At 66.9% G+C, this 18,513-nt stretch carries 13 protein-coding genes; 5 read left to right on the top strand and 8 right to left on the bottom strand.

Translation table 11 applies throughout. From position 1 onward, the window contains the following. The 4 genes from Q0P59_RS16930 to Q0P59_RS16915 all read left to right on the top strand — a co-directional run. Positions 1 to 1,049 (top strand): transglutaminase family protein (locus tag Q0P59_RS16930; protein ID WP_295008471.1); only part of this gene is annotated, 1,049 nt, incomplete at its 5' end. 77 nt (positions 1,050 to 1,126) lie between these two features. Then, positions 1,127 to 3,646, top strand: a complete 2,520-nt coding sequence (locus Q0P59_RS16925) for a circularly permuted type 2 ATP-grasp protein (RefSeq protein ID WP_295008469.1) — start codon at positions 1,127 to 1,129, stop codon at positions 3,644 to 3,646. Beyond that, positions 3,646 to 4,605 (top strand): transglutaminase family protein, encoded by a 960-nt coding sequence (locus tag Q0P59_RS16920; protein ID WP_295008467.1) that lies wholly within the window; start codon positions 3,646 to 3,648, stop codon positions 4,603 to 4,605. The genes Q0P59_RS16925 and Q0P59_RS16920 overlap by 1 nt, the downstream gene beginning before the upstream one ends. Next, positions 4,602 to 5,822 (top strand): TIGR03862 family flavoprotein, encoded by a 1,221-nt coding sequence (locus tag Q0P59_RS16915; RefSeq protein ID WP_295008465.1) that lies wholly within the window; start codon positions 4,602 to 4,604, stop codon positions 5,820 to 5,822. The genes Q0P59_RS16920 and Q0P59_RS16915 overlap by 4 nt, the downstream gene beginning before the upstream one ends. Here the strand turns inward: Q0P59_RS16915 and Q0P59_RS16910 are convergent. From Q0P59_RS16910 to Q0P59_RS16895, 4 genes are all read right to left on the bottom strand, one after another. After that, complete coding sequence (locus Q0P59_RS16910; RefSeq protein WP_295008463.1) at positions 5,819 to 10,516, bottom strand: PAS domain S-box protein; 4,698 nt, start codon at positions 10,514 to 10,516, stop codon at positions 5,819 to 5,821. The two genes, Q0P59_RS16915 and Q0P59_RS16910, sit on opposite strands and share 4 nt — an antisense overlap. 116 nt (positions 10,517 to 10,632) lie before the next feature. Next, complete coding sequence (locus Q0P59_RS16905) at positions 10,633 to 11,718, bottom strand: two-component system response regulator (RefSeq protein ID WP_295008462.1); 1,086 nt, start codon at positions 11,716 to 11,718, stop codon at positions 10,633 to 10,635. 115 nt (positions 11,719 to 11,833) lie between these two features. Beyond that, entirely contained in the window at positions 11,834 to 12,688 is an 855-nt protein-coding gene (rsgA, locus tag Q0P59_RS16900; protein WP_295008460.1) for a ribosome small subunit-dependent GTPase A, read from the bottom strand. Beyond that, positions 12,688 to 13,938 carry a M48 family metallopeptidase gene (locus Q0P59_RS16895; RefSeq protein WP_295008458.1) on the bottom strand — a complete coding sequence of 417 codons (1,251 nt, stop codon included), beginning with the start codon at positions 13,936 to 13,938 and terminating at the stop codon, positions 12,688 to 12,690. The genes rsgA and Q0P59_RS16895 overlap by 1 nt, the downstream gene beginning before the upstream one ends. 55 nt (positions 13,939 to 13,993) lie before the next feature. Between Q0P59_RS16895 and orn the strand changes: the two genes are divergently transcribed. Next, positions 13,994 to 14,539 carry an oligoribonuclease gene (orn, locus tag Q0P59_RS16890; protein WP_295008456.1) on the top strand — a complete coding sequence of 182 codons (546 nt, stop codon included), beginning with the start codon at positions 13,994 to 13,996 and terminating at the stop codon, positions 14,537 to 14,539. 44 nt (positions 14,540 to 14,583) lie between these two features. Here orn and Q0P59_RS16885 read toward each other — a convergent pair whose 3' ends face one another. From Q0P59_RS16885 to trxA, 4 genes are all read right to left on the bottom strand, one after another. Next, on the bottom strand, positions 14,584 to 16,206 hold the full coding sequence (locus Q0P59_RS16885) for a hypothetical protein (protein ID WP_295008454.1): 1,623 nt from the start codon (positions 16,204 to 16,206) through the stop codon (positions 14,584 to 14,586). 63 nt (positions 16,207 to 16,269) lie between these two features. Continuing rightward, positions 16,270 to 16,494 (bottom strand): 50S ribosomal protein L31, encoded by a 225-nt coding sequence (gene rpmE, locus Q0P59_RS16880; RefSeq protein ID WP_295008452.1) that lies wholly within the window; start codon positions 16,492 to 16,494, stop codon positions 16,270 to 16,272. Between the two features lie 215 nt (positions 16,495 to 16,709). Further along, a complete protein-coding gene (gene rho / locus Q0P59_RS16875; RefSeq protein ID WP_295008450.1) occupies positions 16,710 to 17,969 on the bottom strand; it encodes a transcription termination factor Rho in 1,260 nt (419 codons plus the stop codon). 157 nt (positions 17,970 to 18,126) lie between these two features. Continuing rightward, on the bottom strand, positions 18,127 to 18,453 hold the full coding sequence (gene trxA, locus Q0P59_RS16870) for a thioredoxin TrxA (protein ID WP_117608276.1): 327 nt from the start codon (positions 18,451 to 18,453) through the stop codon (positions 18,127 to 18,129). Between the last annotated feature and the right edge of the window lie 60 nt (positions 18,454 to 18,513).

Below are 18,513 nucleotides of genomic sequence, written 5' to 3'. Positions count from 1 at the left end.
ACCTGTTCTCCGGCCTGTTCATCGGGCCGACCAGCCAGGCGCCGCGCATCGACGAGGCGCGCAACGACAGCCTGTACGAAATGGAAATCGCCTTCCGCGAGATTCCGCCGGTCGGCGGCTACATCCCGCCCTGGTTGGTCGACCGCGTGCTGCGCAACCTGCTCATCGACGTCACCGGCAACACGCACCGCGCCGAGTTCTGCATCGACAAGCTGTACTCGCCGGACGGCCCGACCGGGCGTCTCGGCCTGCTCGAACTGCGCGCCTTCGAAATGCCGCCGCACGCCCGCATGTCGCTGGCCCAGCAACTGCTGCTGCGCGGCCTGATCGCCCGCTTCTGGGACGAGCCCTACGCGCCGCAGCGCCTGGCCCGCTGGGGCACCGAGCTGCACGACCGCTTCATGCTGCCGCACTTCGTCGCCCAGGACTTTGCCGACGTGATGGACGAAATGCAGCAGGCCGGCTTCGCCTTCAAGCAGGAATGGTTCGCCCCGCATTTCGAATTCCGCTTCCCGAAATACGGCGATTTCGCCGTCAAGGGCATCGAGTTCGAACTGCGCCACGCGCTGGAACCCTGGCACGTCATGGGGGAGGAGGGCTCGGTCGGCGGCACGGTGCGCTACGTCGATTCCTCGGTCGAACGCGTCCAGGTCAAGGTCAAGGGCATGGCGCCGGACCGCTACGTGCTGACCTGCAACGGCGAGCCGGTGCCGCTGACCGCCACCGGCACCACCGGCGAGTTCGTCGCCGGCGTGCGCTACCGGGCGTGGCAGCCCAGCTCCTGCCTGCACCCGACCATCGGCGTCCATGCCCCGCTGGTCTTCGACATCGTCGATACCTGGATGTCGCGCTCGCTGGGCGGCTGCCAGTACCATGTCGCCCACCCGGGCGGGCGCAACTTCGACGTCCTGCCGGTCAATGCCTACGAGGCCGAAAGCCGCCGCCTGGCGCGCTTCTTCCGCTTCGGGCATACGCCGGGCACGGTGCGGGCGAAGCCGGTCGAGATCAGCGCCGAGCACCCGTTTACGCTAGACTTGCGACGTTTTTGACCCAGAATAATCGCGCCAGGCGCACCGCAGGGCCGGAGTTGATACTGATCCGGCCCGCTTGCGCCGGATAAGGCTCAATGGCCCGCACGCTCCTCGCCATCTACCCCCAGAGTGCCCGCCGCTACGACGAAATGTTGTCGGCGGACGGTGCCGTGCGCCCGCATTGGCGGCAGTTCTTTATCCATCTCGACTCGGTGGCGCCGGAGGAAATGCGCCAGCGCCTCGAGTTCGTCGACCGCCGCATCCTCGAAAACGGCGTCACCTACAACGTCTATGCCGCCCCGGACGGGGCCGACCGGCCGTGGGCGCTCGACCCGGTGCCGCTGATCATTCCCCCGGAGGAGTGGGCCGTGGTATCGGCCGCCGTGGCGCAGCGCGCCGCGCTGCTCAACGCCATGCTGGCCGACCTCTACGGCGAGCAGACGCTGCTCGCCGAGGGCCTGCTGCCGCCGGCGCTGGTCTATGGCCAGCACGGCTACCTGTGGCCCTGTCACGGCATCAAGCCGCCGGGCGGCGTCTGGCTGCACAGCTACGCCGTCGATCTGGCGCGCTCGCCGGACGGCCACTGGTGGGTCATCGCCGACCGCACGCAGGCGCCGTCGGGCGCCGGCTATGCGCTGGAAAACCGCCTCATCGTGTCGCGCGTCTTCCCCGAAATGTTCCGCGACCTGCGCGTCCAGCATGTCGCCGATTTCTTCCGCGACAAGCAGGAGGGCCTGACCGCGCTGGCCCCGGTGGACGGCGACGAGCAGCCGCACATCGTGCTGCTGACGCCGGGGCCGTACAACGAGACCTATTTCGAGCACGCCTACCTGGCCCGCTACCTCGGCTACCCGCTGGTCGAGGGGCAGGACCTGACGGTGCGCGGCGACACGGTGTACCTGAAGACCCTGCGCGGCCTGAAGCGGGTGCACGTCATCCTGCGCCGGCAGGACGACAGCTATTGCGATCCGCTCGAACTGCGCGGCGAATCGGCGCTCGGCATTCCCGGCCTGCTCAACGTCGCGCGCGCCGGCCGGGTGGTCATCGCCAATGCGCTGGGCAGCGGCCTGCTCGGCTCCGGCGCCCTGATGGGCTTCCTGCCGGCCATCTGCGAGCGCCTGCTCGGCGAAAAGCTGCTGATGCCGTCGATCGCCACCTGGTGGTGCGGCGAGAAGCCGGCGCTGGACTACGTGAAAAAGCATTTCGACGACCTGGTGATCAAGCCGGCCTACCCGACGCAGCGCATGGACCCGGTGTTCGGCCACGAACTGAAGGGCGAGGAGCGCGCCGACATGCTGCGCCGCATCGAGGCCCGGCCGCATGCCTACGTGGCGCAGGAGATGGTCCAGCTGTCGCAGGCGCCGACCTGGAGCCGCGCCCACGAGCGCCGCCTGCTGGCCCGGCCGGTCGGCCTGCGCGCCTACGCGGTGACGACGCCGGACGGCTATTCGGTGATGCCGGGCGGGCTGGCCCGGGTCGGCACCGCCGGCAACACGCGCATTCTCTCGATGCAGCGCGGCGGCGCCTCGAAAGACACCTGGGTGCAGACCAACGGCCCGGTCAGCGATTTCTCGCTGCTCAAGCCCTCGGTCGGCGTGCGCGACCTGGTCCGCGCCGGCGCCAACCTGTCGTCGCGCGTGGTCGAGAACCTGTTCTGGCTCGGCCGCTATTCCGAGCGTTTCGACGACAGCGCCCGCATGCTGCGCGTCGCCCTCGGGCGCGTCGTGGTCGCCAGCGGCGGCAAGACGCCGGCGGTCGTCGCCGCCATGGACCTGGCGCGGCGGATCGGCGTCCTGCCCGAGCCGGACGAGGACAGCCCGATCAAGGACGGCAGCGAGCACGTGCTGCTCGAGGCGATCTACGATCCCGACCAGCCGGGCAGCCTGGCCGGCAGCATCCGCAGCCTGATGTGGGCGGCGACCCATGTCCGCGAGCGCCTGTCGCTCGACCACTGGCATTCGCTGAACCGCCTGCAGCGCGACCAGCAGGCGGCGCTGAAGAAACATCCGACGCTGACCGAGGCCATCGCCTTCCTCGACCGCGTGCTCGGCGTCTCGTCGTCGCTGACCGGCTTCGCCATGGACAACATGACGCGCGACGACGGCTGGCGCTTCCTGATCATCGGCCGCCGCCTGGAGCGCCTGTCCTTCCTGGCGCAGGCCATGGCCCACTTCCTGACCATGGCGTCGGCCGCCGGCCCGGAATCGCTGGAATGGCTGCTCGACCTGATGGACTCGATCATCACCTACCGCTCGCGCTATTCCCGCTCGCCGGAGCTGCTGCCGGTCGTCGACCTGCTCGTATTCGACGACAGCAACCCGCACGGCGTGCTCTTCCAGGCCAACGTGCTGATGCGCTATCTCGAGCGCATGACGCGCGAACTGGGCGCCGATTTCGACGGCGACCTGGCCGGGGCGGTCGACCGGCTGCGCGCCTTCGATCTCGCCAGGCTCGAGCACCTGCCGTTCAGCCGCAGCCACAGCAGCGCCCCCTGCATCGAACTGGCCGCCTTGCTGCACGGTCTCGAACTGGCCGCCAACCAGTTGTCGGACTGGCTGGGCATGCGCTACTTCACCCATGTCGGCGACGTCAGCCGGCAGACCATGGCCCTGTGATGACGACTGCCGTCCGCTACCACGTGCTGCACGAAACCCGCTACGACTACGGCAGCCCGGTGTCGCTGTCGCAGCAGCAACTGCACCTGTCGCCGCGCATCCTCGCCTGGCAGCGGGTCGAGGAACAATGCGTCGACATCGAGCCGACGCCGAGCTGGCGGCGCGATGGCCTCGACGCCTTCGGCAACCCGGTGACCTGGGTCGCCTTCCACGCGCCGCACGACAGCCTGCTCATCCGCTCGGTGATGACCATCGCCGTCGAACCGCATCTGCCGGCCGACCTGGAAGATTCGCCGCCGTGGGAGGCCGTGCGCGATCTTCTCGCCTACGACTCGAGCAGCCCGCCGGCCGAGGCGCTCGACGCCGCGCGCTTCCTGTTCGAGAGCCCGCACGTCCGCGTCAAGCACGAGCTGGCCGCCTACGCCGCCGACTGCTTCCCGCCGGAGCGGCCGCTGCTGCTCGGCGTGCAGGCCCTGATGGCCAAGATATTCAGCGAATTCACCTTCGATCCGGAGGCGACGACGGTGTCCACGCCGGTGCTCGAAGTGCTGGAAAACAAGCGCGGCGTCTGCCAGGACTTCGCCCACCTGATGATCGCCTGCCTGCGCGCGATGGGCCTGGCCGCCCGCTACGTCAGCGGCTACCTGCTGACCCGGCCGCCCCCCGGCAAGCCGCGCCTGATCGGCGCCGACGCCTCGCACGCCTGGGTCTCGGTCCATGTGCCGGGCAGCGCGTACGGCTGGGTCGATTTCGATCCGACCAACAACCTGCTGCCCGATACCGAGCACATCACGCTGTCCTTCGGTCGCGATTTTTCCGACATCTCGCCGCTGCGCGGCATCATCCTGGGCGGCGGCGGGGCCGAGCCCGAAGTCGCCGTCACCGTTTTCCCGATCGACGAGGAAGAGCTGCCCGACGAACTGTCGGCGGCCATCGAAAGCCGGGCGGCCAGGGAATGACGACGACGAAACGCATCGCCATCGTCGGCGGGGGTCCGGCCGGCCTGATGGCGGCCGAAGTGCTGTCGGCCGAGGCCGGGCTGCGGGTCGACATCTACGACGCCATGCCCTCGGTCGGCCGCAAGTTCCTGATGGCCGGCAAGGGCGGCATGAACATTACCCATTCCGAGCCGCTGGCCGATTTCGTCGGGCGCTACGGCGCGCGGGCCGGGCTGGTCGGGCACTGGCTCGACGCCTTCGGCCCGCAGGCCTTGCGCGACTGGATACACGGCCTGGGCATCGACACCTTTATCGGCACCTCGGGCCGGGTTTTTCCCACCGACATGAAAGCGGCGCCGCTGCTGCGCGCCTGGTTGCACCGCTTGCGCGGGCAGGGCGTGCATTTCCATGTGCGTCATCGCTGGCTGGGCTGGCGCGACGGGCAGCTGCGCTTCGCCACGCCGGCCGGCGAGCTTGCCGTCGCCGCCGATGCCGCCTTGCTCGCCGTCGGCGGCGGCAGCTGGGCCAGGCTCGGCTCGGACGGCGCCTGGGTGCCCGTGCTGCGCGATGCCGGCGTCGAGGTGGAGGCGCTCAAGCCGGCCAACTGCGGGTTCGATGTCGACTGGTCGCCGTATTTCCGCGAGCGTCATGCCGGGCAAGCGGTCAAGCCAGTGCTGGCGACGGCGGGCGCGCAGACCCGGCAGGGCGAGTTCAACATTACCGAAGGCGGCCTCGAAGGCGGCCTGATCTATGCGCTGGCGGCCGAGCTGCGCGATGCGCTGGCGCGCGACGGGCGGGCGGCGCTGCATCTGGACCTGGCGCCGGGGCGCAGCCTGGAGCGGCTGGCGGCCGACCTGGCCAGGCCGCGCGGCCGCGATTCGCTGGCCAACCATCTGCGCCGCCGGGCCGGGATCGAAGGCGTCAAGGCGGCGCTGCTGCGCGAGTTGTGCCCGCCCGAAACGCTGGCCTCGGCATCGGCGCTGGCCGCGGCGATCAAGGATCTGCCCGTGCCGGTGACGGCCACCCGCCCGCTCGACGAGGCGATCAGCTCGGCGGGGGGCGTCAGCTTCGCGGCGCTCGACGACCAGTTGATGCTGCGCGGGATGCCGGGGGTGTTTTGCGCCGGCGAGATGCTCGACTGGGAGGCGCCGACCGGCGGTTACCTGCTGACCGCCTGTTTCGCCAGCGGGCGGGTGGCCGCCAGGGGCATCCTGGACTGGCTGCCGGACGGCGCTTAAGACGCCTTTCCCGCCGGCCCGTACTTGTCCAGGTAGTCGAGCGCGGCCTCGAAATCGAAGGACGAGACCAGGTTCTCGAACTGCGCATGGCGAACCCCGAAGGCTTGCTTGAGGGTGTTCGCCTCCTGCCTGACCCGGTCCTGCACGCTCATTTCGCCTTGCTGCAGTTCGCGGCGAATGTGTTCCAGCGCTTTCCGGATGGCCTCGTCGTCCACCGCCGGCCCGGCGGTGCCGGCATTGTCGTGCAGGGTCGACAGCTGTTCCTGCAGCAGCTGGTAGGCGGTTTCGGCGCGTTCGACGAGGGGCAGCAGCTCGAGCGGGTCGCGACCTTCCCGGATGGCGAGTTCGAGGGTCAGCGCGGCATGGTTGACCTGGACCGCCCCGAGAGTGGCGGAAACCCCCTTCAGCGAGTGGGCCAGTCGCCGCGCCTCGTCGAGGTTGCCATCGGCCAGCTGCTGGCGAATGCGGGCGAAATCGTGGCCGTGGGTTTCGGTGAATTTGCCGAGCAGGCGGATGTAGGAGTCCACGCGGCCGCGCACCGCCAGCAGGCCGAGGTTGCTGTCCAGGCCGGCAATGCCGGCGAGGGCGGCAATCTGCTCGGGGGTGCCCTGAACGGCCGCGACGGTCTTGCGGATGGGCAGCCAGCGGGCCAGGGTGGCGTAGAGGACGTCGGGGGCGACCGGCTTGGCGATGTGGTCGTTCATGCCGGCGGCCATGCAGACGTCGCGGTCTTCGTCGAAGGCGTTGGCGGTCATGGCGAGGATGGGCACCCGCTGCCAGCCGGGGAGTAGGCGTATCTGCCGGGTGGCCTCGAGGCCGTCCATGACCGGCATCTGCATGTCCATCAGCACCAGGTCGTAGGCGTGGCGCAGGGCGCAATCGACCGCTTCGGCGCCGTCGCGGGCCAGGTCGACGACGAGTCCGGCGCCTTTGAGCATGTCGCATGCCACTTCGGCGTTGATGACGTTGTCCTCGGCGAGGAGGACGCGCGCGCCCTGGCGGTGGTGGGCGGGCGGCATGCTTGCGACCGGCGGTCTTTCCCGGGTTTCGGTGCCGCGTTTCAGGCGCGCCGTGAACCAGAAGGTGCTGCCGCTTCCCGGCTCGCTCTCGACACCGATATCGCCATGCATGGCGGCCGCCAGCCGCTTGCTGATGGCCAGGCCGAGGCCGGTGCCGCCGTAGCGGCGGGTGGTCGAGGTGTCGCCCTGCTCGAAGGGCTGAAACAGCCGGGATAGATGGTCCGCCGCGATGCCGATGCCGGTGTCGCTGACCTCGCAGCGGATCAGCACGTCGTCGCTGCCGGCCTCGATCAGGCTGGTGCGCAGGTCTATCCTTCCCCGTTCGGTGAACTTGATGGCATTCGACAGGAAGTTGATCAGGATTTGCTGCACCCGCATCGAGTCGCCCCGCACGACGGCGGGGATGGCCGGGTCGAAGTGGCGGATCACGCCCAGGTGCTTGGCTTCGGCGCGCGTCGCCACCAGTTCGCAGGTGCGGTTGCAGACGTCGTCGAGGGAGAAGTCGCTGTCTTCGAGAACCAGCTTGTCGGCTTCGATCTTCGACAGGTCGAGGATGTCGTTGATGATGGCCAGCAGGTGCTGGGCCGCGTCGCCGACCTTGCTCAGGCGCTCGTACTGATCCTTGTCGCGGGTGTTGCGCTGGGCGAGATAGGTCAGGCCGATGATGGCGTTCATCGGCGTGCGGATTTCATGGCTCATGTTGGCCAGGAAGGTGCTCTTGGCGCGGCTGGCCGATTCGGCCTCGTTCTTGGCGCGCATCAGCTCCTCGGTGCGTTCGTCGACCAGCTGCTCGAGGTGCTGGCGATAGGTTTCCAGCTCCGACTGGATGCGTTTCTTCTCGGTGATGTCTTCCTTGATGGCCAGGTAGTGCGTCATTCGTCCATCCGGCTGGCGCACCGGCGAGATGATCGCCATTTCCTCGAAAATCGATCCGTCCTTGCGCTGGTTGATGAACTCGCCATGCCACACCTCGCCGCGCTGCAGCGTCGCCCACAGCTCGGCCGGGGGCGCGGCCTCCGGCGTGCCGGGATTCAGGATGCGGGGGTTCTGGCCGATGACCTCGTCCCGCGTGTAGCCGGTATTCCGGACAAAGGCTTCGTTGACGTATTCGATCTCGGCCTGCGTGTTGGTGATGATGATGCTGTGCGGGCTCTGCTCCATGGCCAGGGAGAGCTTGCGCAGCTGCTCCTCCACCGCGCGCCGCTCGGTGATGTCCTGGACCGTGCCGACGGCCGACAGGGCGTTTCCGGATTCGTCGAAGCGGATATGGGCGCGCTCGCGCACCCAGCGGATGGCGTTGCCCGACTGGACGCGGTGCTCGCTGTCGTAGGCTTCGCCGTGCAGCGCTTTCTGCCAGTCGGAGAGGACGTGCTCGCGGTCGTCGGGGTGGATGCAGTCGATGAAATCGGCGAGCTTCAGCGCTTCGCGCTGGGCCAGCCCGAAGATCCGGTAAACCTCGTCGCTCCAGCTCAGCCGGTCGTTGGCGATATCCAGCGTCCAGCTGCCGAGGTGGGCGATGGCCTGCGCTTCGCGCAGCGCCGCCTCGTTCTGGCTCAGCCGTTGTTCGAAGTGCTTGCGTTCGGTGACGTCCTGGCTGGTGCCGAAAAGCCGGCTGACCCGGCCGTCGGTGCCGATGAGCAGTTGGCCGGCGGTGTGTATCCAGCGTTCCTCGCCGCTGTCGCGGCGGATGGTCCGGTACTCCGAGTCGAAGGGCTGGCGCTTGCGGAAGACGTGGTCGCGGGAGTATTCGGCGACGCGTTCGCGGTCGTCCGGATGCACCAGCGCCAGCCAGCCGCGGGTGTCCAGCGCTTCGCCGGGGGCGATGCCGAGTATCTCGTTGTGCGTGGGCGAGCCGATCAGCAGGTCGCCGTCCGCCTCGAAGGTGAAATGGCCGATCCGGGCCAGGCGCTGGGCTTCCAGCAGCATCGCTTCGCTGTGCGCCAGGGTGCGGCGCGAACGCTGCATGGCGATGCCGAGTTCGATCTCGCTGGCGATGTGCGCCAGCAGCGCCACCTCGTCGTCGTCGAAGGTGTCGGTATCCGGCGAGTTGAGGTTCAGGCTGCCGAATACCTTGTCGTCGATCCATAGCGGCAGGCTGATCGATGAGCGGAAGCCGCCGGCCTGTGCCACTTCCCGCCAGTGCGCCAGGGTCGGGTCGGGGTCGATGTCCCGGGCGACGAAGGGGCGGCCATGCCGGATGGCCCGACCGATCGTGCCCTGGCCGTTCCATGCGTCGGCCCAGGTGATGTTCAGGTTGAGGAGGTAGTCTTCGTTGTTGCCGGAATAGGCGAGGGGAAGGATGCGCTTGTCCGGGTCGTGCATCGCTTCGCCCACCCAGGCCAGCTTGTAGCCGCCGGTCTCGACGATGATGGTGCACACGTCGGCGAGCATCCCCGGCCGGTCGTGGTGGCGGACGAGCGCCTGGGAGACGGCGTTCATCAGGCGCAGGGCGCGATTCTGGCGGTCGATCTTGTCCTTGTCGTTCTGGCGGGCGGTGATGTCGTTGACGACCCCGGCGGTCAGGCGCGGGCTGCCATCCGACAGGCGCTCGGTGACGCAGCGCCGGTCCTCGATCCACAGCCACTGGCCATCCTCGTGCCGGACGCGGTATTCGAGGTACTGGGCCTCGGTCGTGCCCTGGGCGGCGGCGTCGAAGGCAGCGTCCAGGGTTTGCCGGTCGTCCGGGTGGACGCGCGCCATCCAGGCCGCGAGCGTGCGCGGCGCGGCGCCGGCCGAACAGCCCAGGATGCGCAGCACGCCCCGGCTGAGCTGGTAGCGGTCGATATCGTGCTGGTACTCCCAGCTTCCCGCGCCGCCGCCATCGAGCGCCATCTGCAGGTGGGCTTCCAGGCGCAGGCGGTCGCGTTCCTGCTGCGCCTGCTGCAGGGCGTGTTCCATCCGCTCCAGGGCCAGCTGCTCGAGCAGGCGTCGCTGGTTGACCACGCCGGCGATCTGCCCCGCGTCGTTGAGGACGACCATGTGGCGTAGCCGGAAGCGGGTCATTGCTTCCATGGCGCCGGCCACCGACATGTCGACCGGCACGCTGCGCAGCGGCGCGCTCATCGTTTCGCGCAGGGACAGCGCGTGGGGCGCATCGTGCCGGGCGAGCAGGCGCGGGATGTCGCGCTCGGTCAGGATGCCGATCGGCAGTTCACCTTCGTGGACAATCAGGTAGTCGGCATCCTGCTCGATCATGCGGGCGACGGCCTCGTCGAGCGGCGCGTCGGGCGGCAGGTGCGGTATTTCGTGATCCATGACGCCGGCCAGCGCATCCACGTGCCGGAATGCGGCGCTGCCCAGGTACATGCGGAAGTCGGTGTCGCTGACGATGCCGGCTATCGTTCCGGTTTCGTCGAGGACGACCAGATGGCGGATGCGCTTTTCCTCGGTCAGCCGTCGCGCGCTGACCAGGTCGAGATCGACCGAGGCGCTGATCAGCGGCTGCGACATCAGGGTGCCGACCCGCATGTCGCCCGGCGTATGGGCGTGGAAGGCGCGAACGATGTTGCTTTCGGTCAGGATGCCGACCGGGATGCCCTCGGCGACGACGATGACGCAGGAAATCTGCTCGTCGGACATCTTGCGCACGGCCTGCAGCAGGGTCGCCTCGGGTGGCAGGGTGTGCACTTCGAGGCTCATGATCGAGCCCAGGGTCGAGGAGGGGGCGATGGACATGGGAGGAGTCAGCTTGCGGGACGCCGGGAAACAGCGGCAATTCGGTCAAATGGCCGCGCCGTCAACGGAGACACCCGGGTTCTCCTGTGGGTTCGCGCCAGGCGCTGCGGCATCTCTTACTCCGCGTAGGCCTTGGCAATGGCGACGAAGGTGTCGAAGTCGCTGGTGAAGGCTTCGACGATGTCCGGATCGAAATGGAGGCCCTTGCCGTCCAGTATGATCCGGTAGGCATGGTCGAAGGAGAACGCCGGCTTATAGACGCGCTTGCAGGTCAGGGCGTCGAACACGTCGGCGAGGGCCATCAGGCGCGCGGCGATCGGGATGTCGTCGCCGGCCAGCCCGTCCGGATAGCCGCTGCCGTCCCATTTCTCATGGTGCGAGCGGGCAATCATCTTGGCGATGGCGAGGAACTCGACCGGCTTGTCGGCGTCGGCTTCGGCCTGGGCGATGGCGTTGCTGCCGAGTTCGGCGTGGGTCTTCATGATCTCCCACTCTTCCGGGGTCAGCTTGCCGGGCTTGAGCAGGACGTGGTCGGGAATGCCCACCTTGCCGATGTCGTGCAGGGGGGCGGACTGGACCAGGGCGTCGATGGTCCGCTGGTCGAGGTAGTGGGCGAAGCGCGGGTGCTTGCACAGGCGCCGGGCCAGGGTCAGGATGTATTCCTGCGTCCGGCGCAGGTGCTTGCCGGTTTCCGGGTCGCGGGTTTCGGCCAGGCGGGCGAGGGCGTGAATGCTGACTTCCTGGATCAGCTGGTTTTCGTGCATCCGGCGCGCCACCTCGTCTTCGAGGAAGGCATTCTGGTTGCTCAGGAAATCCCGTGCCGCCTTGAGTTCGAGCTGGGTGCGCACGCGGGCGAGGACGATGCTCGGGCGGATCGGCTTGGTGATGTAGTCGACGGCGCCCAGGTCGAGGCCGCGTTCTTCGTCCGAGGTGCCGTCCATGGCCGTGACGAAGATCACCGGAATGTTGCGCGTGACCTCGGACGCCCGCAATTCGCCGAGAACCTCGAAACCATCCATTTCCGGCATCATGACATCGAGCAGGATGAGATCGGGCGTCGGGTCGGCCATGGCGATCTGGATGGCGCGTTTCCCCGAATTGGCTGCCCGGACACGGTAAGTCGGCTGCAGAAGTTCGCCCAGAACGCTGAGATTCTCGGGAGTGTCGTCGACGATCAGTATGGTCGGTGGGCGGATATCCATGCGCAAGTCCAATCGCCCCTGGGTGGCGAGTTTGCGAGAATTATCACATTACCGTAATAATATTGCCAACTTTAATCTATATATGACGCCGGTGTCGGCCAGGCGGGCCGCCGCGTCAATTGCCGACAATGCGGTGGTAGATCGCGAAACGATTCCTGTCGATCCTGCCGCTGTCCACCGCCGCGGTCAGGGCGCAGCCCGGTTCGCGGTCGTGCCGGCAATCGCGGAATCGGCACTGGCCGAGGTATTCGCGGAATTCCGGGAAGGCGCCTTCGATTTCCTGGCGGTCGAGATGGCCCAGCCCGAATTCCTGCAGGCCGGGCGAGTCGATCAGGTCGCTGTCCGCATCCAGATGGTAGAGCGTGGCGTGCGTGGTGGTGTGCTTGCCGGAATCGAGGGCCTGCGAGATTTCGCGCGTGGCGGCCCTGGCCTCCGGGATCAGCGCATTGACCAGCGTCGATTTGCCCATGCCGGACTGGCCGACCAGCACGCTGGTCTTGCCGGCCAGGTGGGGGCGCAGGTCTTCGGCGTGATCGCGGGCCGACAGTTCGAGGATCGGGTAGCCGAGTGCCGCGAGGACGGCCAGGCGCTCGCGCGCCGCCGGCAGTTTGTCGGCCAGGTCGCACTTGTTGAGCACGATCAGCGGCGCGATCTCCTCGCTTTCGGCGGCGAGCAGGGCGCGGCTGACCAGTTCGTCGGAAAATCCCGGCTCGGTGGCGACGACGATGACGATCTGGTCGACGTTGGCGGCGATCAGCTTCTGGCGGATTTCATTGGAACGGTAGAGCAGGCTGCTGCGCGGCTGGATCGCCTCGACGACGCCCTGGTCGTCCGAGGTGCGCTGGATGTCGACGCGGTCGCCGCAGGCGATCTCGCTCTTCTTGCCGCGCGGAAAACAGGGCAGTCGGGTGCCATCGGGCAGTTCGACCACGTATTGCCGGCCGTGGGCGGCGACGACCCGGCCTTCCATCAGCTTCCGGCCCCCTGCAGCTGGAGGTGGGCAATGCGCTGCGCGGCGGGCGGGTGCGAGTCGTAGAACAGCGAATGCAGCGGGTCAGGGGTCAGCGTCGAGGCATTGTCCCGGTACAGCTTGACCAGCGCGTGGATCAGGTCGTCGGCGGCGGCATGCTCGGCGGCATAGGCGTCGGCCTCGAATTCGTGCTGGCGCGACAGCCAGCTCATCAGCGGGGTCAGCGGGAAGGTGAATACCGGCATGACCAGGAAGAACAGGATCAGCGCCAGCGCCGTGTTGTGCGCATCGACGCCGAGGCCGGCATAGAACCACGGCGCATCGATCAGCTGGCCGAGCAGCCACAGGAAGGCGAGCGAGCCGGCGAACATCATCACCAGTCGCTTGAGCACGTGCTTTTTGCGGAAATGACCAAGTTCGTGGGCGAGCACCGCTTCGACCTCGGGCGGGTCGAGGCGGGTGAGCAGGGTGTCGAAGAAGACGATGCGCTTGTTGTTGCCGAAGCCGGTGAAGTAGGCATTGCCGTGGCTGGAGCGCTTCGAGCCGTCCATCACGAACAGGCCGGAGGAGCGGAAGCCGCAGCGGGCGAGCAGGGCTTCGACGCGCGCTTTCATCTCGCCTTCTCCGAGCGGCGAGAACTTGTTGAACAGCGGGGCGATCCAGGTCGGGTACACGAACATCAGCAGCAGGTTGAAGGCCGACCAGAACAGCCAGACGTAGAGCCACCAGAACTCGCCCATGGCGCCCATCAGCCAGAGCACGGCGAGGATGACAGGGGCGCCGATCAGGGCGCCGAGCAAGGTCTGCTTGAGCAGGTCGGCGAAGAACAGGCCGAGGGTCATCCGGTTGAAGCCGTGGCGGGCCTCGACGACGAACTGGCTATACAGCGACAGCGGCAGGTCGACCAGGCCGGAAACGGCCATCAGGCTGAAGATCATGGCCAGGCCGTAGGACAGGCCGTCGAGGCGCGGCGACCAGAATTCATGCAGCGCGGCCAGTCCGCCGCCCAGCGTCAACGCCAGCAGCAGGCCGGCCTCGACGACGATGCCGACCAGCGCAGCCCGGCTGCGGTCGACGGTGTAGTCGGCCGCCTTCTGGTGGGTTTCCAGGGTCACGCTCGCGGTGAATTCGGCTGGGACCGCCTGGCGATGCCCGGCAACGAAGCCGATGTGGCGAAGCTTCAGCCACAAGCGTACGGTCAGGGTCAGCGCGAAGAAGAGGAGAAAGATCAGGGTGAAATTCTGGGTCACGAAGGTCGGGGCAAGCTGTGCGAAAATCGGGGTTTTCAAGGAATCGGGCAATTATATGGCAGGCAATGCAAACAACCTCGTCTGGCTGGACATGGAAATGACGGGTTTGAATCCGGATGGCGACCGCATCATCGAGATGGCGATGGTGGTGACCAATTCCGAACTGGAAATGGTTGCCGAATCCCCGTCATGGGTGGTGCACCAGTCCGACGCGACGCTGGCTGCCATGGATGATTGGAACCAGAAAACCCACGGTCGTTCCGGCCTGATCGACAAGGTCAAGGCCTCGACCATGAACGAGGCCGAGGTCGAGGCGGCGGCGCTGGAATTCCTGAAGAAATATTCGCTGGCCGGCCACTCGCCGATGTGCGGCAACTCCATCGGCCAGGACCGCCGCTTCATGGCGCGCTACATGCCGACGCTGGAAGCCTTCTTCCATTACCGCAACCTCGATGTCAGCACCCTGAAGGAACTGTGCAAGCGCTGGCAGCCGGAGGTCTACAAGGGCTTCAAGAAGAAGAGCAAGCACACGGCGCTGGCCGACATCTACGAGTCCATCGACGAACTCAAGTACTACCGGGAACATTTCCTGAAGGGCTGAGCGATCTCGGACCGTTTGCGACCGCCGGGCGGCGGTCGCAGCCATCAGCGGCGATAGAGGCGGAATTTTTCCTTGCGGTCGCCCGGGCGATTGCCCTCCCACACCTTGGTCCATTGACCATTCGGCGGCGCCAGTTCGCGGCGCGTATCGCCGACGACCAATAGCCAGTCGCAGGCCTTTCCGGCCTTCGAATCCTCTGCCACCGGTTCGATTTCCACGAAATAGGCCATCGACGCCAGCTGCGTATCGCTCAGGTTGCGCTCGGCCAGGCAGCCGTGGTTGTCGGGCAGCGCCTTGGCGATGGCCTGGGCCACCGGGCGATAGGTCTTGCCGTAGTCGAACCAGGGCAGGATCAGGCTGGTCGCCAGCAGCCACAGCGTGGTGAAGCCCAGCGTCCAGTGCGTCAGGCTGCGGTACGGCGAGCGCGGGGCGGTGACGATCAGCCACAGCCACCAGGCGGTGGCGGCCAGGCCGACGGCCAGTGCCAGCCAGTGAATCTGGCCGACGAAACCGGGGCGCAGGATGATCGCGCGTTCGGCCAGCTTGCTCGGCCAGCCCAGCGCCATGGCCGACCAGCCGATCCACACGACGACGGCGAACAGGCTGAAGGTGGACATCGCGAACCAGTCGAAGGCGCTGGCGGCACCACGGCGCAGGGCCAGCGCGCCGGGCGTGGCGAGCAGGGCGAGCGGCGGCAGCAGGAGCAGGCAGGGGATTTCGCGCGGCCGGAAGGCCCAGGCCAGCAGGAGCAGCGTAATGCCGAGAAAAGCCAGCGGCAGCAAGAGGTTCGGCGCCTTCAGGTCCTTGCGCCGTATCCACAGCGTCCAGGCGGCCAGCGGCATGGCCGGGAAGGCGAACCAGGGCAGCATGCCGAGGAAACGTCCCAGGCCGGTGAACGAAAACGGGGTCTTGAAGGGGGCCAGTTCGGTGGCCAGCCAGCCGTGGAAACGGGCCGCTTCCAGGTTGAGTAGGAGCAGCGGCCAGGGCAGGATCAGCACGGTCGCGATGGCCAGGCCGATGAGCAGGGTGTGCAGGGCTTTCGGGCGATCCGGCGACAGCCACCAGGCGACCGGCGCGATGGCGAGCAGCGGCAGGGTGGGGGCGATGCCGGTGCCGAGCAGGCAGGCGGCGACGGCAAGGCCGTAGAAGATGCCGGTCAGCCGCGGCTTGCGGCCGATGGCAGCGAGGGCGCCGAGGCCGCCGCCATAGGCGGCCAGCGCGATCAGCATCGGCTGCGCATCGTGGGCGTGGAAGAGCAGGCCGGCGCAGCCGGCGAGCAGCATCGGGCTGGCCGCCGCCGAGTCTTCGCCATAGAGCTCGCGGCTGGCGTAGTAGAGGCCCATCAGCGCCAGGGTGACCCAGATGCCGCTGGCGATGCGCATCGCCTCGTGTAGCGGCAGCAGCCAGCCGAATATCTTGCCGGTCAGCGCGGCGCTCCAGTAATAGAGCGGCGGTTCGTGGAAGGCGCGGCCAGCCAGGTCGGGCGACAGCCAGTCGCTGTAGTGCAGCATGTGCCAGGCGGCGCCGATATGGACGGCGTCCTCGCCCTTCCACGGGTCGCGGCCGAACAGGCCGGCCAGCACGTAGAAGGCCAGCATGCCGGCGAGCATCCAGCCCGACGGGGGCAGGCGGATACCGCGACGGATCAGGGCGAGAAAATCAGGCATGTCTTCCGGAAATGAAAAAGGCAGCCCACAGGCTGCCTTTCGATATGGCGAAAATCAAGCCGATCAGGCTGCAGCCTTGCCGCGCATGGCGCCGAACTTCTGGTTGAACTTCTCGACGCGACCGGCGGTGTCGACGATCTTCTGCTTGCCGGTGTAGAACGGGTGGCACAGGGAGCAGACTTCAACGTGGAAGGCATCCTTGTGCATGGTCGACTTGGTCGTGAAGTTGTGGCCGCAGGAGCAGGTCACGGCGACGTCTTTGTAATTCGGGTGGATATCGGCTTTCATCTTTTGTCCTTTAAACGAGCGACCGGCGGATGTGGCCGATCTGGGAAGCCCGTGATTATCCTCGAAAAAGCGCGGGCTTGCAATATTTGTTGGTTAACCGCGACGCATGGCGTCACAACACACCGCAGGTTTGTTGCGGCGGAGGCTCACTTCGCATTGCGAAGTGAAGCCCCGCCAGGGGCGGCCGAAGCCAAAGCTGCCGATGCGTTGCGGCTTCAGCCGCGACGCATGGCGTCAAAAAATTCCTGGTTGCCCTTGGTCGATTTGACCTTGTCGAGCAGGAATTCCATCGCCTCGAGGTCGTCCATCGGGTAGCACAGCTTGCGCAGAACCCACATTTTCTGCAGCACGTCGGGCTTGAGCAGCAGTTCCTCGCGGCGGGTGCCGGAGCGATTGACGTTGACCGCCGGGTACATGCGCTTCTCGGCCATGCGGCGGTCGAGATGGATTTCGGAGTTGCCGGTACCCTTGAATTCTTCGTAGATCACTTCGTCCATGCGCGAGCCGGTATCGATCAGCGCGGTGGCGAGGATGGTCAGCGAGCCGCCTTCCTCGATGTTGCGCGCGGCGCCGAAGAAGCGCTTGGGCTTCTGCAGGGCGTTGGCGTCGACACCGCCGGTCAGCACCTTGCCGGAGGCCGGTTGCACGGTGTTGTAGGCGCGAGCGAGGCGGGTGATCGAGTCGAGCAGGATGACCACGTCCTTCTTGTGCTCGACCAGGCGCTTGGCTTTCTCGATGACCATTTCGGCGACCGCGACGTGGCGGGTGGCCGGTTCGTCGAAGGTCGAGGCGACGACCTCGCCCTTGACGGTGCGGGTCATTTCGGTGACTTCTTCCGGACGCTCGTCGATGAGCAGCACGATGAGCACGACTTCCGGGTGGTTGGCGGTGATGGCGTGGGCGATGTTCTGCAGCATCACGGTCTTGCCGGTCTTCGGCGGGGCGACGAGCAGGCCGCGCTGGCCGCAGCCGATCGGGGCGATCATGTCGATGACGCGGCTGGTGATGTTTTCGTCGGACTTGATCTCGCGTTCGAGCTTGAGGTGACGCGTCGGGTGCAGCGGCGTCAGGTTCTCGAACATGATCTTGTTCTTGTTGGCTTCAGGCGAGAAGCCGTTGATGCGGTCGAGCTTGGTCAGCGCGACGTAGCGTTCGCCATCCTTCGGGGTGCGGATCTCGCCCTCGACCGTGTCGCCGGTGCGCAGGTTGAAGCGGCGGACCTGCGACGGGGAGACGTAGATGTCGTCCGGGTTGGCCAGGTAGGAGGTGTCGGCCGAGCGGAGGAAGCCGTAGCCGTCGGGCAGGACTTCCAGCGTGCCGTCGCCGTAGATGGTGTCGCCGTTCTTGGCCTTGGCCTTGAGGATGGCGTAGATCAGCTCCTGCTTGCGCATCCGGTTGGCATTTTCGATGCCGAGTTCGGTGGCCATATCCAGCAGTTTGCTGACGTGTAATGTCTTGAGTTCGGAAAGTTGCATGTGGGAATGTGTGGCGCCGGTTATCGAACGGGCGAGTGCCCGGAGGCCAGGGCGCAGATTGCAGAAGCTTGGGGGGAGGGGAATGACGCCGGACAGCTTGCCTGTCGCGTCTGCCTGAAGGTGCAGGACGCACCTTCAGGTCGGGAGACTACGGAGATTACAGGTTGCTGTCAATAAAGGCGGCGAGTTGGGACTTGGACAGGGCGCCGACCTTGGTTGCCTCGATGTTGCCGTTCTTGAAGATCATCAGGGTCGGGATGCCGCGGATGCCGTACTTGGCCGGGGTCGCCTGGTTGTCGTCGATGTTGACCTTGGCGACCTTCAGCTTGCCGGCGTATTCGTTGGCGACTTCGTCGAGGATCGGAGCGATCATCTTGCAGGGGCCGCACCATTCTGCCCAGTAGTCGACGAGAACCGGCTGCTGCGATTGCAGCACTTCGGCTTCAAAGGTGTCGTCGGTGACGTAATGGATGTGCTCGCTCATGGTTTCCTCATGGGATGGAATGTAGGGATGGGTGCGCCGGCGAACGGCGACGGGAAAGTT

Source organism: uncultured Dechloromonas sp. (genome assembly GCF_945957265.1).
In the GTDB taxonomy this organism is placed as follows: Bacteria; Pseudomonadota; Gammaproteobacteria; order Burkholderiales; family Rhodocyclaceae; genus Azonexus.
Note: the sequence above shows the minus strand (reverse complement) of the source record. Positions and strands in the feature narration are given on the sequence as shown.

Coding starts and splice junctions, on each gene's coding strand:
- Q0P59_RS16885 (WP_295008454.1), bottom strand. CDS start 16,206: ATGCCTGATTTTCTCGCCCTGATCCGTCGCGGTATCCGCCTGCCCCCG.
- rsgA (WP_295008460.1), bottom strand. CDS start 12,688: ATGGAAGGCCGGGTCGTCGCCGCCCACGGCCGGCAATACGTGGTCGAA.
- Q0P59_RS16925 (WP_295008469.1), top strand. CDS start 1,127: ATGGCCCGCACGCTCCTCGCCATCTACCCCCAGAGTGCCCGCCGCTAC.
- orn (WP_295008456.1), top strand. CDS start 13,994: ATGGCAGGCAATGCAAACAACCTCGTCTGGCTGGACATGGAAATGACG.
- rho (WP_295008450.1), bottom strand. CDS start 17,969: ATGCAACTTTCCGAACTCAAGACATTACACGTCAGCAAACTGCTGGAT.
- rpmE (WP_295008452.1), bottom strand. CDS start 16,494: ATGAAAGCCGATATCCACCCGAATTACAAAGACGTCGCCGTGACCTGC.
- trxA (WP_117608276.1), bottom strand. CDS start 18,453: ATGAGCGAGCACATCCATTACGTCACCGACGACACCTTTGAAGCCGAA.
- Q0P59_RS16910 (WP_295008463.1), bottom strand. CDS start 10,516: ATGTCCATCGCCCCCTCCTCGACCCTGGGCTCGATCATGAGCCTCGAA.
- Q0P59_RS16915 (WP_295008465.1), top strand. CDS start 4,602: ATGACGACGACGAAACGCATCGCCATCGTCGGCGGGGGTCCGGCCGGC.
- Q0P59_RS16905 (WP_295008462.1), bottom strand. CDS start 11,718: ATGGATATCCGCCCACCGACCATACTGATCGTCGACGACACTCCCGAG.
- Q0P59_RS16920 (WP_295008467.1), top strand. CDS start 3,646: ATGACGACTGCCGTCCGCTACCACGTGCTGCACGAAACCCGCTACGAC.